This window comes from Rhizobium sp. N731, from assembly GCF_001664145.1.
Lineage (GTDB): Bacteria > Pseudomonadota > Alphaproteobacteria > Rhizobiales > Rhizobiaceae > Rhizobium > Rhizobium esperanzae.
Genome location: NZ_CP013603.1, coordinates 296,131 through 310,230 on the forward strand (window position 1 = coordinate 296,131; position 14,100 = coordinate 310,230).

17 protein-coding genes are annotated in these 14,100 nt (G+C 60.2%); 11 read left to right on the plus strand and 6 right to left on the minus strand.

Annotated elements, in window-relative coordinates:
• Positions 1–4: 4 nt before the first annotated feature.
• The 4 genes from AMK02_RS23095 to AMK02_RS23110 all read left to right on the plus strand — a co-directional run bounded on the left by AMK02_RS23095 (position 5) and on the right by AMK02_RS23110 (position 4,243).
• Positions 5–1,087 (plus strand): ABC transporter ATP-binding protein, encoded by a 1,083-nt coding sequence (locus tag AMK02_RS23095; RefSeq protein WP_064807107.1) that lies wholly within the window; start codon positions 5–7, stop codon positions 1,085–1,087.
• Between the two features lie 84 nt (positions 1,088–1,171).
• A complete protein-coding gene (locus AMK02_RS23100; protein ID WP_064807109.1) occupies positions 1,172–2,824 on the plus strand; it encodes a GMC oxidoreductase in 1,653 nt (550 codons plus the stop codon).
• Positions 2,825–2,978: 154 nt separating this feature from the next.
• A complete protein-coding gene (gene ppk2 / locus AMK02_RS23105) occupies positions 2,979–3,893 on the plus strand; it encodes a polyphosphate kinase 2 (RefSeq protein WP_064807110.1) in 915 nt (304 codons plus the stop codon).
• Between the two features lie 158 nt (positions 3,894–4,051).
• Positions 4,052–4,243, plus strand: a complete 192-nt coding sequence (locus AMK02_RS23110; RefSeq protein ID WP_020922900.1) for a hypothetical protein — start codon at positions 4,052–4,054, stop codon at positions 4,241–4,243.
• 128 nt (positions 4,244–4,371) lie between these two features.
• Here the strand turns inward: AMK02_RS23110 and AMK02_RS23115 are convergent, their stop codons facing one another.
• A complete protein-coding gene (locus AMK02_RS23115; RefSeq protein ID WP_064807112.1) occupies positions 4,372–5,247 on the minus strand; it encodes an aldo/keto reductase family oxidoreductase in 876 nt (291 codons plus the stop codon).
• 97 nt (positions 5,248–5,344) lie between these two features.
• Here AMK02_RS23115 and AMK02_RS23120 point away from each other — a divergent pair, with 97 nt between their 5' ends.
• A complete protein-coding gene (locus AMK02_RS23120; protein WP_064807114.1) occupies positions 5,345–6,256 on the plus strand; it encodes a LysR family transcriptional regulator in 912 nt (303 codons plus the stop codon).
• A 44-nt stretch (positions 6,257–6,300) separates the two neighbouring features.
• On the opposite strand, the gene AMK02_RS23125 is transcribed toward AMK02_RS23120, so the two are convergent.
• From AMK02_RS23125 to rpsU, 4 genes are read right to left on the minus strand one after another with little or no spacing between them, the layout of a single operon-like run.
• Complete coding sequence (locus AMK02_RS23125; protein WP_064807115.1) at positions 6,301–6,780, minus strand: pyridoxamine 5'-phosphate oxidase family protein; 480 nt, start codon at positions 6,778–6,780, stop codon at positions 6,301–6,303.
• A gap of 60 nt (positions 6,781–6,840) precedes the next feature.
• Positions 6,841–7,410, minus strand: a complete 570-nt coding sequence (locus tag AMK02_RS23130; RefSeq protein ID WP_082929714.1) for an alpha-ketoglutarate-dependent dioxygenase AlkB — start codon at positions 7,408–7,410, stop codon at positions 6,841–6,843.
• Between the two features lie 19 nt (positions 7,411–7,429).
• The gene (locus tag AMK02_RS23135) at positions 7,430–7,624 is read right to left on the minus strand and encodes a hypothetical protein (protein ID WP_064807118.1); all 195 of its coding nucleotides are present in this window, start codon (positions 7,622–7,624) and stop codon (positions 7,430–7,432) included.
• A 46-nt stretch (positions 7,625–7,670) separates the two neighbouring features.
• Positions 7,671–7,904 carry a 30S ribosomal protein S21 gene (gene rpsU, locus AMK02_RS23140; RefSeq protein ID WP_064807120.1) on the minus strand — a complete coding sequence of 78 codons (234 nt, stop codon included), beginning with the start codon at positions 7,902–7,904 and terminating at the stop codon, positions 7,671–7,673.
• A 643-nt stretch (positions 7,905–8,547) separates the two neighbouring features.
• Between rpsU and AMK02_RS23145 the strand changes: the two genes are divergently transcribed.
• The 6 genes from AMK02_RS23145 (at position 8,548) to AMK02_RS23165 (ending at position 13,290) form a co-directional block, all read left to right on the plus strand.
• Positions 8,548–9,264: an Ig-like domain-containing protein gene (locus AMK02_RS23145; protein WP_064807121.1), complete on the plus strand. Its 717-nt coding sequence runs from the start codon at positions 8,548–8,550 to the stop codon at positions 9,262–9,264.
• 160 nt (positions 9,265–9,424) lie between these two features.
• The gene (locus tag AMK02_RS23150) at positions 9,425–9,613 is read left to right on the plus strand and encodes a hypothetical protein (protein WP_020922905.1); all 189 of its coding nucleotides are present in this window, start codon (positions 9,425–9,427) and stop codon (positions 9,611–9,613) included.
• 251 nt (positions 9,614–9,864) lie between these two features.
• Positions 9,865–10,041: a hypothetical protein gene (locus AMK02_RS31855; RefSeq protein WP_189637031.1), complete on the plus strand. Its 177-nt coding sequence runs from the start codon at positions 9,865–9,867 to the stop codon at positions 10,039–10,041.
• Positions 10,020–11,561, plus strand: coding sequence for a DUF4153 domain-containing protein (locus tag AMK02_RS23155; protein ID WP_064807127.1), 1,542 nt, complete (start codon positions 10,020–10,022; stop codon positions 11,559–11,561). The genes AMK02_RS31855 and AMK02_RS23155 overlap by 22 nt, the downstream gene beginning before the upstream one ends.
• 2 nt (positions 11,562–11,563) lie before the next feature.
• Complete coding sequence (locus AMK02_RS23160) at positions 11,564–12,268, plus strand: response regulator transcription factor (RefSeq protein ID WP_064807128.1); 705 nt, start codon at positions 11,564–11,566, stop codon at positions 12,266–12,268.
• Positions 12,268–13,290: a sensor histidine kinase gene (locus AMK02_RS23165; RefSeq protein WP_064807130.1), complete on the plus strand. Its 1,023-nt coding sequence runs from the start codon at positions 12,268–12,270 to the stop codon at positions 13,288–13,290. Before AMK02_RS23160 ends, AMK02_RS23165 begins: the two co-directional genes overlap by 1 nt.
• 13 nt (positions 13,291–13,303) lie before the next feature.
• Here AMK02_RS23165 and AMK02_RS23170 read toward each other — a convergent pair whose 3' ends face one another.
• Positions 13,304–13,942, minus strand: a complete 639-nt coding sequence (locus AMK02_RS23170) for a TetR/AcrR family transcriptional regulator (RefSeq protein WP_064807132.1) — start codon at positions 13,940–13,942, stop codon at positions 13,304–13,306.
• Between the last annotated feature and the right edge of the window lie 158 nt (positions 13,943–14,100).

A 14,100-nucleotide genomic window follows, 5' to 3' on the forward strand; every position in this document is an offset into this window, starting at 1 on the left:
TTCGATGCAATCCGCCGTCTCCGTCAAAGACCTGAAGATCGCCTATGGCGACCACACGGTGATCGAAAAGATGTCAATCGATATCGCGCCTCGCGAGTTCCTGGTGCTGCTCGGCCCTTCCGGCTGCGGCAAGTCCACGCTCCTGAACGCTATCGCCGGCCTGCAGGACATTACGGCGGGCGAGGTCTGGATTTCAGGCAAGAACGTCAGCTGGGAAGAGCCGAAGGACCGCGGCATCGGCATGGTCTTCCAATCCTACGCGCTCTATCCGCGCATGTCGGTGCGCAAGAATCTCTCTTTCGGCCTTCGTGTCGCCGGTCTGCCGAAGCCAGAGATCGAGGCGCGCGTCGCCCGGACCGCTGCCCTTCTCCATCTCGACAAATTGCTCGACCGGCGCCCTGCCGAACTATCCGGCGGCCAGCGTCAGCGTGTCGCCATCGGCCGGGCACTGGTGCGCGAAGTGGATGTGTTCCTCTTCGACGAACCGCTTTCGAACCTCGACGCCAAGCTGCGCAACGAATTGCGCGTCGAGATCAAGAAGCTGCATCAGAGCCTCGGTAATACCATGATCTATGTGACCCACGATCAGGTGGAGGCGCTGACGCTTGCCGACCGCATCGCCATCATGCGTGACGGCGTGATCCAGCAGCTCGCCTCGCCGGCGGAGATCTACCGCCGTCCGGCCAACCTCTTCGTGGCCGGCTTCATCGGTGCTCCGGCGATGAATTTCATCGAGGGCCGGATCGAGCACGACGGCGAGGCTCCCCTCTTCCGGAACAGCGGGCTGGCCGTCGATCTCTCCGGCTATGCCTTCCGGGCAGCCGTGGCGGAAGGGCCTGTTACGTTAGGCTTTCGCCCTGAGCACCTTGTGCTCGACGGTGTGGCAAGCGGGCTGGCCACCATTCCTGGCCGCGTTTCCGTCGTCGAGCCGATGGGTTCGGATGCCGTCGTCTGGTTCGACTGGGCGGAGCAAAGCCTTTCGCTTCGTTTCATGGGCGACGTCGACGTCAAGCCCGGCGATGCCGTGGCTCCAGGTCTCGATATCACCAAGGCGTCGCTCTTCGCTGCCGATGGGTCGCGGCTTTGACGCGCCATCCCTTTGCTTTCCCGCAATTTCGGATGCGCTTTGCGCTGCTTTGAGGAATTGCCCAGGACAGGATTTGAAAAAAACATGTCTGAGATCGTTTATGATGCGCTGGTGATCGGCTCCGGCGCGGCGGGTTCCTTCGCCGTCAAAGAACTCACGGCTCAGGGGCTGTCGGTGCTGCTGCTCGAGGCCGGCCCCGCCGTCGAGCCGAAGGATTTCGACCCGGCGCGCAAGAAGGCGCCGGCAAGTAGTATCAATATCTGGGAGCGCGCACGTGCCACCCTGAAGGGCCAGCCGATCCAGGCGCGGGCGGCCTTCTTTACCGAACGCTTCAGCCACTTCTTCGTCAACGATCGCAAGAACCCTTATACGACGCCGAAGGGCGAGCCCTTTCTCTGGATCCGCGGCCGCCAGGGCGGCGGGCGTCTGCACAGTTTCGGCCGCGTGCTGCTGCGCTGGACCGACGATGATTTCAAAATCCGATCGCGCACCGGAAAGGGCGTGGACTGGCCGGTTTCCTATGACGAGCTCACGCCGTTCTACGAAGAGGTGGAGGCCTATCTCGGGCTCTACGGCAACAAGGACGATGTGCCGACCTTGCCGGACGGCCTTTATGCGAAACCGGCCAACCTGACGCCGGCAGAACAGATCTTCAAGCAGGCTGTGGAAAGCCGCTGGCCGGAACGGCACGTCGTCTCCTGGCGTTATATCGCGCCGGACGCCGAACGCATGCCGCGACCGCTGCGGGACGCAAAGGCGACCGGCCGGCTGACGGTCCGCTACGACGCCGTCGTTCGCCGCATCACCACGGACGAAAAAACCGGCCGCGCCACCGGCGCGGAGTTTGTCGATCGCAATAGCGGAGAGGTATCGACAGCGCGTGCCGCGACGGTGGTGCTCTCCGCCTCGCCGATCGAGAGCGTGCGCCTGCTGCTGAACTCGGCATCGGCAAGACATCCTGATGGGCTCGGAAACAGCTCGGGCGCGCTCGGACGCTATTTCATGGATCAGCTTCCATGCCTCGCTTTCGGCTCCTTTTCCAAGGCGAAGGGTTGGGTCGTTGACGATTCCGCTCCCGTCGATCCCTTCTACAATCCGTCCGGTGGGATCTTCATCCCGCGTTTCGGCGAGGGTGACGCCGCCCGCGGCGATTTCGACTATCAGGGCAGCATCGGCAGGGCGCCGGTTTCAGAGGAGACCGATGCGCGTCTCGCCTTCTTCGGCTTCGGTCGTATGCTGCCCTATGCCGACAATCGCATCACCCTGGATGGCAAGCGAAAGGATGCCTGGAACATTCCGGTGCCGCACATTCGCTGCGTCATGCAGGAGGAGGAGCGGCGGCTGCTCCGCCGGCAGGAGGAGACGTTGATCGCCATAATCAGGGAGGTCGGCGGCGATCTCGAATTCATCGGCTCGCCCACCGGCCTCAGGGAGATGGGCAGGGGCGCCTTTCCCGACGCCGACGCCTTCAGCCGCTTCGTGTTCCGCACATGGTTCCGCAAGACGATGTGCATGGGCGCGGCAATCCATGAAACCGGCGGCGCGCGCATGGGCGAAAGCCCGGAAGCTTCCGTGCTCAATTCCTACAACCAGCTCTGGGATGCCGCGAACGTCATTGTTACCGACGCCAGCGCCTTCCCGGGCAGCGGCATCGCCGGCACGACGCTCACCGTCATGGCGCTGACGATCCGCGCTTGCCGGAACCTTGTCGAGCGCTACAGGACGGGACTGCTCTAGACACGCCTTCGCCTCGGTGCGACCGGCGTCGAAAAGGCCTCCTGCATGCGGAGTGGCGAAAGAAGCGAACAAGTGAACGAGCTTGGGGTTATCCAACCGTCACACAAAGTTTGCAGTGACATGCTCCTGTCAGATGAGCAGGAAGGAAAAGCCCATGTCTAAAACACATCAGGACCAGCTCAGCCGGATAAAGGCCGAAATCGCCGACAGCTTCGATGAGGAGCTGGAAATGCAGATGGAGGAAGACCGGCTGGACGATCTGGTCGTCGAAGGAATGACCGAACCGGCGGAGCAGACGCTCGATCGAAGGATCTATTTCCGCGAGCTGTTCCGGCTGCAGCATGAGCTGGTGCGGCTGCAGGATTGGGTCCAGTACAAGCAATTGAAAGTGGTCGTGCTCTTCGAAGGCCGGGATTCGGCCGGCAAGGGCGGCGCGATCAAGCGCGTGACCCAAAGGCTCAACCCGCGCGTCTGCCGGACGGTGGCCCTGCCTGCGCCGACCGAACGGGAGCGCCATCAATGGTATTTCCAGCGTTATGTCCCGCATCTTCCCACCGCCGGCGAGATCGTGCTCTTCGACCGCAGCTGGTACAACCGCGCCGGCGTCGAGCGCGTGATGGGGTTCTGCACCCCTGACGAACTCGAGGAGTTCTTCCGCTCGGTGCCCGAATTCGAACGGATGCTCGTGCGTTCCGGCATCGTCCTGATCAAATACTGGTTCTCGATCACCGACGAGGAACAGGAATTCCGCTTCAAGATGCGCATCCACGATCCGCTGAAGCAGTGGAAGCTTTCGCCGATGGACATGGAAAGCCGCATCCACTGGGAGGAATATACCAAGGCCAAGGAAGAAATGCTGGCTCGCACACACACCAAGGAGGCGCCCTGGTGGGTGGTGCAGGCCGTCGACAAGAAGCGGGCGCGGCTGAACTGCATCGCCCATCTTCTCGACCAGATTCCCTATGAGGATGTCCCGAAGCCTGAGATTCAGCTGCCGGATCGTATCCGCCATGCCGACTACATCAGGGCGCCGGTTCCGCCTGAAATGCACGTACCGGAGCGCTATTGAAAGCATAGCCGCAACAAGTCGGCAGCCGAAGCGCTGAAACCGAGACCGCATGGTCACTGGACCGTGCGGTCAATGCGTGTTTCCCAACGGCTGCATCGTGAAGTATAAAGACTGGGCGTCCCATCGGCCGATAATACGGAGATGACAGGAGGTTGGTCATGACGGGTTTTTGGAGATTAATCGTTCAGGAGATTGTGCTCTCGGCGATTCTGGCGGCCGGCGCTGTCCTCGGCCTTCCCAAGCTTACCGATCCGAACACCAGTGCCAATTATCCGTTGGCAATCGTGGTTTTTCTGGCGATGTCAGGAGCCTTGGTGGCTTATGAGCTTCTGACACGGAAGCCTTCCTGATGCTCTCGTTTACCGGCCCGTTGGCGCAGCCAACAAGGTGCGGCCGACCTGCAGATTGCGCTACCACGTCCGGCAAGATCGCCACGCCGCGCGAGAACACGGCGTAACGATCGCACCACCGGCAGGCGTCAGGCCGCGATGTCAGCCATATGGTTCAGTTCCTCGACGGCATCATCCGGCAGCGCCAATCCGGCGGCGGCGAGATTCTCCCTGAGATGGCCGAGCGAGGCCGTGCCTGGGATCAACAGGATATTGGGTGCGCGGCGCAACAGCCACGCGAGCGCCACCTGCATCGGCGTGGCACTCAGGCGTGCGGCGACATTGGAGAGCGTGGACGATTGTAGCGGCGTAAATCCGCCGAGCGGAAAGAACGGTACATAGGCGGTGCCCCGACGGGCAAGATCGTCGATCAATCGGTCGTCGTTCCGATGCGCCAGATTGTACTGGTTTTGCACACAGACGATCTCGGTGATCCCGCGGCCTTCGGCGACCTGGCGCGAGGTGGCGTTGCTCAAGCCGACGTGGCGGACGAGACCCCGGCGCTGGAGATCGGCAAGCACCGTCAGGGGTGCTTCTATAGAGCCTTCGGCCGGGCCATGCACGTCGAACATAATCCTGAGGTTGACGACGTCAAGCACGTCAAGGCCGAGATTACGGAGGTTGTCCTGTACGGCCTCGGTCAGCTCATCGCGCGAGAAAGCCGGAATCCAGGACCCGTCCGTGCCGCGCCTTGCGCCGACCTTGGTGACGATGACGAGATCATCGCGATAGGGGTGGAGGGCTTCGCGGATGATCTGGTTGGTGATGTGCGGACCGTAGAAATCGCTGGTGTCGATGTGATTGACACCGCTTGCGACCGCCTCGCGCAGCACCGCAAGCGCGGCGTCATGATCCCTGGGCGGGCCGAACACGCCGGGCCCGGCGAGCTGCATGGCCCCATAGCCAAGTCGCCTCACCTTGTGGTCGCCGAGATTGAATGTGCCAGACTGATCTATGATGGACATGATTTCACTCCTTTCAAGAGATGAGGTCGAGCTTACGCCGTAGCGGCGCGTATGATAATTGGGTACAATGTGCACAGGCTGTGCGGAGTGACGAACAGTGAAAGCAGACCTGAGTGATCTCAACGCCTTCGTCGCAGTGGCGCGGGCGGGTGGTTTTCGCGAGGCAGCGCGTGCCAGTGGCAGCAGCGCCTCCTTCTTGAGCGAAGCGGTGCGTCGCCTGGAGGCCGATCTCGACGTCAGGCTCTTCAATCGCACGACGCGTAGCGTCGTTACGACCGAAGCGGGCAAGGGACTGCTAGAGCGGCTCGGCCCTGCTTTGACGGAGGTGGAGGCCGCGCTCGACGTGGTCAACCGTTTTCGCGACAGGCCGGCTGGTTCGCTGCGGCTCAATGTTCCGGTCAGCGCTGCGAGGCTGGTGCTGCCCGCTATCGTGCCGCCATTCCTCGCCGCCTATCCCGACATTCGCGTGGAGATCGTCGCCGAGGAGAGCTTTGTCGATGTGCTCGCTGCCCGGTGTGATGCCGGCATCCGTTATGACGAGCGGCTGGAGCAGGATATGATCGCGATTCCGATTGGTCCGCGCCACCAGCGCTTTGCCACTGCAGCATCGCCTGCTTATCTTGACCGCCACGGGCGGCCGCAACATCCGAGTGAGCTCCTCGATCATGCCTGCTTGTTGGGCCGTTTTGCCAGCGGTGCGCTGACGACCCCATGGGAATATCAGCGGGGCGGCGAGGTGGTGCGGATCGAACCGGCCGGCCCATTGATCGTCAGGGTCGGCGGGGCGACCGATCTTTCCGTCGACGCGGCGATAGCGGGCACAGGAATCGTCTGCATTTTCGAAGATTGGCTGCGCCCGCATTTCGACAGCGGCGCACTTGAGCCTATCCTCGAGCCGTGGTGGCAACGCTTTTCCGGGCCGTTCCTCTATTATCCCGGCCGGCGTCTGGTGCCTGCGCCGCTCAGAGCATTCATCGATTTCGTCAAGGCGTCGGCCAACCGGGCTTGACGTCGGTTGGCGAGCGGCATGCCTTCGGCCTCCGCGCCTGTGTCTCAGAGCGTGACCTCGGCATTGTCGCCCATATGCGGTTTGCTGTTTGTGACCGCTGCGGCCGCCATTTTGATATAGCTGATGATGATGCCGGGGCTGTCCCAATATTCGGCCGAAGACGGGGTGACCTTGAGGATGCGGATGGAGGGATCGTCGGGATTGTCCCACCAGGCCTTTGCCGGAGTGGCCCACAATTCACGGATCTTCTCGCGATCGTTCTGCACCTCGTCCATGCCCGATACGGAAAGATATTTCTGTGCCTTGGTGTCGGCAAAGGCCAGGCAGACGTTCGGCCAACGGGCGACCTCATCGTCCTTGTGGCTAGCGAGATCAGTTAGAAAATAGACCGCGTTTTCAAGTTGCGCGCTATAGGCGGACATCGGCCGGGCGCGCAGATTGTCGCCGTTGCGGGTCGTCAACATGCAGAACCCTATTCTGTCGATCAACTCCCATACCCGTGTCGCGTCATCCTGGTCGGCCATCGTCATCTCCATTCGTGTGAAGACGGAGTAACCATCTGCTGGAGCCGATGTTCCCGCGGTCTATTCGGCTAATTCCCGGAAGGTGATTGAATAACGCAGTTGATCGACAGGCGGGATGGAATGCTCCCAGAGCGTTCTTGAGGCGCCGGCCAACAAATAGACGGAGCCGGGTTCAAGCACGAGCGATTGCCGCTGCCACTTATTGCCGTTCCGGCGCCTCAGCCTGAAGGTGCAGGACGAAATCAGAGAGATGCCGACGACCCGTCCGAACACGGATTTATCCTTGTGCCAGCCGATCGGCGCGCCGGGTGCGTATTCCGTCACGAGAGCATGTTCCAGCGCCTCCGGCACAATATTCGCGAAGTGTGCGGCGACCTCTCGAATGGGGAGCAGCCATGACGGTATTTCCTCTGTTTTTCTCATGCGCTGGCTCTCGAAGTCGTATCTCCAGCCGAAGGAGACGGTTCCGCGTTTGCCTTCGAACCCATGGAAGTCGAAGGCTTTGAACGGCAGGACAGGTATTGCTTCGAGAATCGAGCGCTGCAGATCGGCGGGCACAATATCCCGCGAATATTGGAAACCCTCGGGAAAGCCGTCGTCAGCCCCGCCAAAGAGATCCTTCTGTGCCATCATGGCCACCACTCGTTCCTCAATGCACGCTCGGGGTTTCCATGACCATCGCGAAATCTTCTGCGACCAATTCGCTGACTGCTATGAGGATTTCCTCTCGTGAAAAGCCCGATGTCAGTGCGCGCTGGATCAGCTCCTGCAAATCCGGCTCCACGACATCGCGGCAATCCTCGAGACGTTCCTCCGAAATGGTGAGGCTATTCAATTCGTCCATTGTCTATCCTTTCGGGAAATGTAACCGCTGAGACCGGGGCATGATTCTAACGTGCGGCCGTCCGCTTGCGCCCGACCAGCAGCCCTTCGCGCTGCATCTTCTTGCGTGTAGCCTTTCGCTGCCGGCTGATCGCCTGCGCCTTTTCCCGGACGCGGCGTTCGGACGGTTTCTCATACGCGCGCCGTTCCTTCATTTCGCGGAACAGCCCTTCGCGCTGCATTTTCTTCTTCAAGGCCCTGAGGGCCTGATCGACATTGTTGTCTCTGACGAGTACCTGCATGTCGAATTCTCCTTGTTGAATGATGTGTCGATCGTCTTTCAGCCAAACTGCGCGACGATCGGCGTCTGTATTCGCGCGGCTAAAGAGGTTGAAATGCCTTTGAGGCTCCGGCAAGTTCGGGAACATGTCGTCCTTTTGCGCTTGCCGGCCTACGACCGCAATCGCAGTCGCTGTGTTTCGTCGCTCAAAAAGAAATCCTCTGCCGGCCCCGGCCGGATTCATCGTTTGTTGCTGGGATTGCCCATAGCGGGCGGATGACGCCCACCGCCGATCCTTTACGTTCTTTGACGAGTCGGCACTGCTTGAGTGCCCGATGGGATCGGGTTTGGCTCTAAAAATAGGTGGCGGCGACGGGGATTGCAATGGTGTGCGGGCACCATAAAGCAGCACCAGAAAAACGCCGCCGTAACTCAGTCGCCACAGAAGTTCCTTCAAGTTTACCGCGTGTAAATTGTTCTAAATTGCTTCAAATTTGATTGAAACGGCGTACGTAATGGTCGTTTTAAGAAGCGGCGACACACGTTATAGGTGAATCTTAACCTTTCGTTAAATAACCCGTTGACTTGAAGTATTAATAAGTTGTTAAAGAAGCCGCTCTCGAAGGTCAAATTGGCCCGATAATATACAATTTTAGGAGAAACTAATGGCTTCCCCAATTCACGCAACTGATGATAGTGCAACATTTCAAGAAACTGACGTAATTTCCGGAAATCTGCTTTCCAACGATTCGTCCGACAACGGTCACCTGTTCCTGCGCGCCTTTGACGGTGCCAGCGTTGGTGCTAAGAGCGGCATGAGCCAGGTCACCGAAATTCAGGGTGAGTACGGCACGTTCTTCGTCAAGCCGGACGGCAGCTATACCTATGTTCTGAGCGATGCTGCCAAGATTGGCTTCACCAACGGCGAACTGCTCCAGGAGAAGGTATCGTACAAGATCTCCGACGGCAGCGGTCACACCGATGTTGGCCTTTTCACGCTGAACATACAGGGCGTTACCCAAAAGCCGATCGCGGTCGACGATACCTACAGCTTCACCGAAGGCAGCCCCATTGCCGGCAACGTTCTCGACAACGACATTGCCGGCGACAACGGCAAGCTGTTTCTCCGTCAGTTTCTGAGCACGAAGGTGGACTCCAAGGCTGATGCCGTAACCGATGTTCAGGGCACCTACGGCATGTTCCACGTCAAGGCCGACGGCTCGTTCACCTATGATCTGACGAGCGATCTGAACGATGGTCAGACCTACACGGAAGTTCTTCGCTACTACAAGATCTCCGACGGCGAAGGCCACACGGACACTGCCCTGGTGACGCTCAACATCACCGGCACGGACGCTCATCCCGACAGCGTCGGTGTTTGATCCGCAGCAATAGATCAGTGAGACAAGACGCCCGCCGCGCAATCGGCGGGCTTTTTTGTACATGCTCCGCTCTTGGAGCAAGGGTGGCAGACATAACCCTTTTTAGCTAGTTCTTATAAAAGAGAGGCGGGCGTAGTCTCGATGTTCGGAGGACACGCCCTTGACCGAACACATCGAACCCAAGCAAATCGAAACGGACGATCTGACGAAAGTCTGGTCCGTAACCGAGTTTTGCGCTCGCCATCGGATAGATGTCGAGGAGCAAGCGTTGTTGCTCAAACTCTTCGGACCATTCGCGACAGCCTGCGAGTTGCTCCATAATGCCAGGCGTGCGCCTCGATACCGATGAGGTCCTCGCTCGCCGACCGGCGATATTCCCCGCTTCCTTAGTTCATTTCGACTTGCCATTCCCGTGAACCGGCAGAAACATCACCGGATCGGGTGACGTTCGTTGTCGCGCTCCGGAGGGATCGGGGAATTCCCGCAGTCACGGCCGCTGCGAGCTGGAGCGACCCTCCATGACTTCCCGATCGGACAATCTCCTGAATTGCTCCTCGCTCTCTGCACAAAATCTGCAATCCGGCGGGGCATCTTCCCGTCATGAGCAAAAACGACACCCTGCCGCGCCTCACATCGCCAACCTTGCCGGATCGCCTGCGCAAGGACGGGTGGTGGCTGACCGAGGTTCCTATCGAGGCAAGGTTGGGAAATACGCTCATCATGATTGAAAATCGGCATCCGCAAGAGGAGCAGCAATGGACACAGCCGACATCCTGACACAACCGATGCCCATCAGGCGCGGCAGCGGCCGGGTCGCCGCGCTGCTTGCGCTGGTGGCGCTTGCCGACTTTCTGATCTTTGGTCACGCGCCCGGGATCAATCTTTTTCTCTTTGCTGTTGCGGTCTGCATCGGCATTCTGTTCTCGGCGCACAAGCCGCCATCGCCTTCGACAGCGGCTCTTCTCGTGGGCTTTCTGGTCCTGGCTTCGGCGCCTCTGCTGGAAGCGCCCTCACTCACGGGCCTTGCCTTTTGCGTCGGTGGGCTGATGTCGGTCGCTCTCGTCAGCGCCGACCTGATGCCTCGTCGGCTAGCAGCCCTGCCCCCGGTATTTCTTCGGTTCGCGTTCGTCATTCCTTTGCGACTTGTCGAGAGCATCAATAAATATCTTGCGACGCCGGGCAGACGCCTCTCCCTTGTCAGCGTTCGACGGGGCATCGGTCTTTGGATCATGCCTGTTGTTCTCGCAGCGGTTTTCGTGTCTCTCTTTGCGGCTGCGAACCCGCTTATCGAGATTGCGCTGCGGAGCATCGATTTCGGCGTTCTGCTGCAGTTCCTCGATCCTTGGCGGATCGGCTTCTGGCTGATGACCGCCATCGTGGTTTGGGCGATGCTGCGGCCGCGCTTGAAGCGGCGTGCTGCGCGGTCGCAGGCCGGCAGGACGTTCATGATCGTGCCCGCCAGGAATGCACCGCTCGGCCACGCCTCGCTGCTGCGGTCGCTCGCCTTGTTCAATGCCGTCTTTGCGGTGCAGACGCTCCTCGATCTCGTCTATCTCTGGGGGGGCGCGGATCTGCCGGATCACATGAGTCATGCTGAATATGCACATCGCGGCGCCTATCCCCTGATTGCGACGGCGCTTCTGGCCGCCGGCTTTGTCCTCGTTGCCATGCGGCGCGGCGGGCCCGGCGATTATAGTCCGCTCATCCGCGGCCTTGTCCACGCCTGGATTGCCCAGAATGTCCTTCTCTGCCTGTCGTCGATGCTGCGCCTTGGACTTTACGTCGAAGCTTATTCGCTGACGGAACTGCGTGTCGCCGCCGGTCTCTGGATGGGGCTCGTCGCCATCGGTCTGGTGCTCATCCTGCTGCGCATTCTGCTCAACCTATCCAACCAGTGGCTGATCGCCGCCAACCTCGCCTCCCTCGTGACGGTTCTCTATATCAGTGCCTTCATCGATTTCCCGGCATTCATCGCCCGCTTCAATGTCATCCATAGCCAGGAAATCAACCAGGAAGGCCTGCCGCTCGACCTTGCCTATCTCTCCTCGCTCGGCCCTTCCGTCATTCCGGCGCTCGATCTTTACCTCAGCATGCTGCCGGACCACTTGGTCGACAAGAGGAACGAAGCGCTATCAATCCGATACGACCTCGTCAGGGATTTTGAACAGCACCCGCGCGGCTGGCGAAGCTGGACTTTCCGGACAGCGCGGCTGGAGACCCATCTTCTGGCTCCTGCGACCATTGCAAGATCGAACGAGAACAATAACAACAGGCACGACAAACCAACGCAGGACTAGTAATGGCGCCCCGTATTCTCGTCGTCGATGACGAACCTCACATCCGCGATGTGATCTGTTTCGCCCTTGAACGCGCGGACTTGGCGTCGATGGCGGCCCGCAACGGTGCGGAGGCGATAGCGGCGTTCCGCCGCGGCAATATCGATCTGATCATTCTCGATGTCGGCATGCCCGGTATGGACGGTCTGGAAGTCTGCCGTCAGATCCGCACGACGTCAGGACTGCCGATCCTATTTCTTTCGGCGCGGGACGAGGAAATTGACAGGATATTGGGCTTCGAAATCGGCGGGGACGACTATGTAACGAAGCCCTTCAGCCCGCGTGAACTCGTGGCGCGGGTGAAGGCGATCCTGAAGCGCAGTGGCAATGAAGCGGGGCCTGACAGGCGCCGCGCCACGCTCGTCGCCGGCGAGCTCAGCCTGGATCGCGCCGGCAGGACCGTTATGTTCGAGAAGAGCGCTGTTGCGATGACGGCGCTCGAATTCGCCATCCTGGACGCATTGCTGTCACGGCCCGGTATGGTCTTCAGCCGCGAGCAATTGATGGAGGCGGCCTACGGCGCCGGCACCTATGTCGCCGATCGCACGATCGACAGCCATATTCGCAATATCAGGGCCAAATTGGCCGCCGCCGGCGGCTCCGGGGTCATCGCAACCGTTCACGGCATCGGCTTCAAGCTCGGCGGTGAAATCGGGAGGAAGGCGTGATGCCGGCGCCGAAAGTCCGGGTGAAATGGCGGCCGCCGCTGGCGCTGATCGTCTACGCGGTGCTTCTCACGGTGATGGCGCTGCCTGTCCTGATCGTCATCTGGTTTCGCGCCACGGAGGCGAGCCCGAACCGGATGGAGCCGGTGGAAATCATCGCCCTCGTCGTCGTCCTCGTGTTGACGCTCGCCGTCGCCTACGTGCTGACGCGCACCATCACCGGTCCCATCGACGCCCTGATCGCCCGGACGGATGAGATCGCCCGCGGCGGCAAGGCAGCGATCCGTCCGCTTGAAAGCTATGGGACGCGGGAGATCGCCGTGTTATCGCAGAGTTTCCTCGATCTCGCGGGAAAACTGGTCGACCGCACCGAATATGTCCGCTCCTTTGCCGCCCATGTGTCCCACGAACTGAAATCGCCGCTGACGGCCATTCGGGGCGCGGCGGAGCTTCTGCGCGATGATGATGCCGACAGAGCGATGACGAAGGCGCAACGCCTGCACTTTCTGGACAACATCGCCGCCGACGCTGTCCGTCTCGACGCGCTGCTGCAGCGGCTGAGGGAACTTGCACAGGCGGAAATGCCGATGACCGGGGGCGCAAGCAGCATTGCAAGCGTCATGGCCCTACTGCGCCAGCGATTTCCCGCTCTTGATATCTCAGGGACAGGCGATACGGAGACATTGATTGCGCTTCCCGACGAGGCTGCCATCATCGTTTTCGCCAACCTTGCCGACAACGCCCTTCAGCACGGCGCCACGCTGCTTGAATTCACGGTGTCGGCCGACGCCCGAACAGCACTCATTCTCGTCCGGGACGATGGCAGCGGTATTTCCGAGGCAAACCGCGACCGCATCTTTCAGCCGTTCTTCTCGACCCGCCGCGAAGAGGGCGGCACCGGCATGGGGCTCGGCATCGTCCATGCCATGCTCAGCTCCCACGGCGGCACGATCCACCTTCGGCAGACGACCGGCGCCGGCGCCGAATTCGAGATTGCGATGCCCTTGCTTTCCCAGCGCGGCTGAGGAGACCGCGCCGTCAGCTTTTCAGATAGCTGACGACGGCATCGGCGATCATTCCGCGATGGCGTTCGATGGTGTCGCTGTCCGATAGGTTGCGCCGGAAGATCGTGCCGAACGTATAGCGGTTCGAGACGCGGAAGAAGCAGAAGGCGCTGATCATCATATGGATGTCGATCGGGTCGGCGTTCCGCCGGAAGACGCCCTGGTCGAAGCCGCGCTGCAAAATGCCGGCGATGGTTTCGATGACCGAGACGTTGAGATCGCGGATCGCCTCGGAGCGAAGCATATGGGCGGCATGATGGATGTTCTCGATGCTGACGAGACGGACGAAATCAGGATTGGCCTCGTCATGATCGAAAGTCGTTGAGATCAGCGTCCTCAACGCCTCTTCCGGCTCGAGATTGGACAGATGCAGATCGGATTCCAGCGAGCGTATCTTGCGGTAGGACTGCTCGAGGACGGCAAGATAGAGCCCTTCCTTGCTGCCGAAATAGTAATAGATCATCCGCTTCGAGGTGCGCGTCTTCTCGGCGATCGCGTCGACGCGGGCGCCGGCAAGCCCATGGGTGGAGAATTCCTCCGTTGCGACGAGGAGGATATCTTCCTTCGTCTGCTGTGGATCGTTCTTCCGGCCGTTTTCGCCCCGTTCCGCCATGAGCCTGATTGCCGATCCTCTAACTTATTGTCGTGCATAAGGAATTCAGACTATGGCCGGCGTTCGACGCGAACGTCTCCATCTGTCTTTTCGTCAGTCTTATTCACCTTGGCCGCATGTTTCAATAGATGACGCTTGACATACGAACTAGTTAGTAC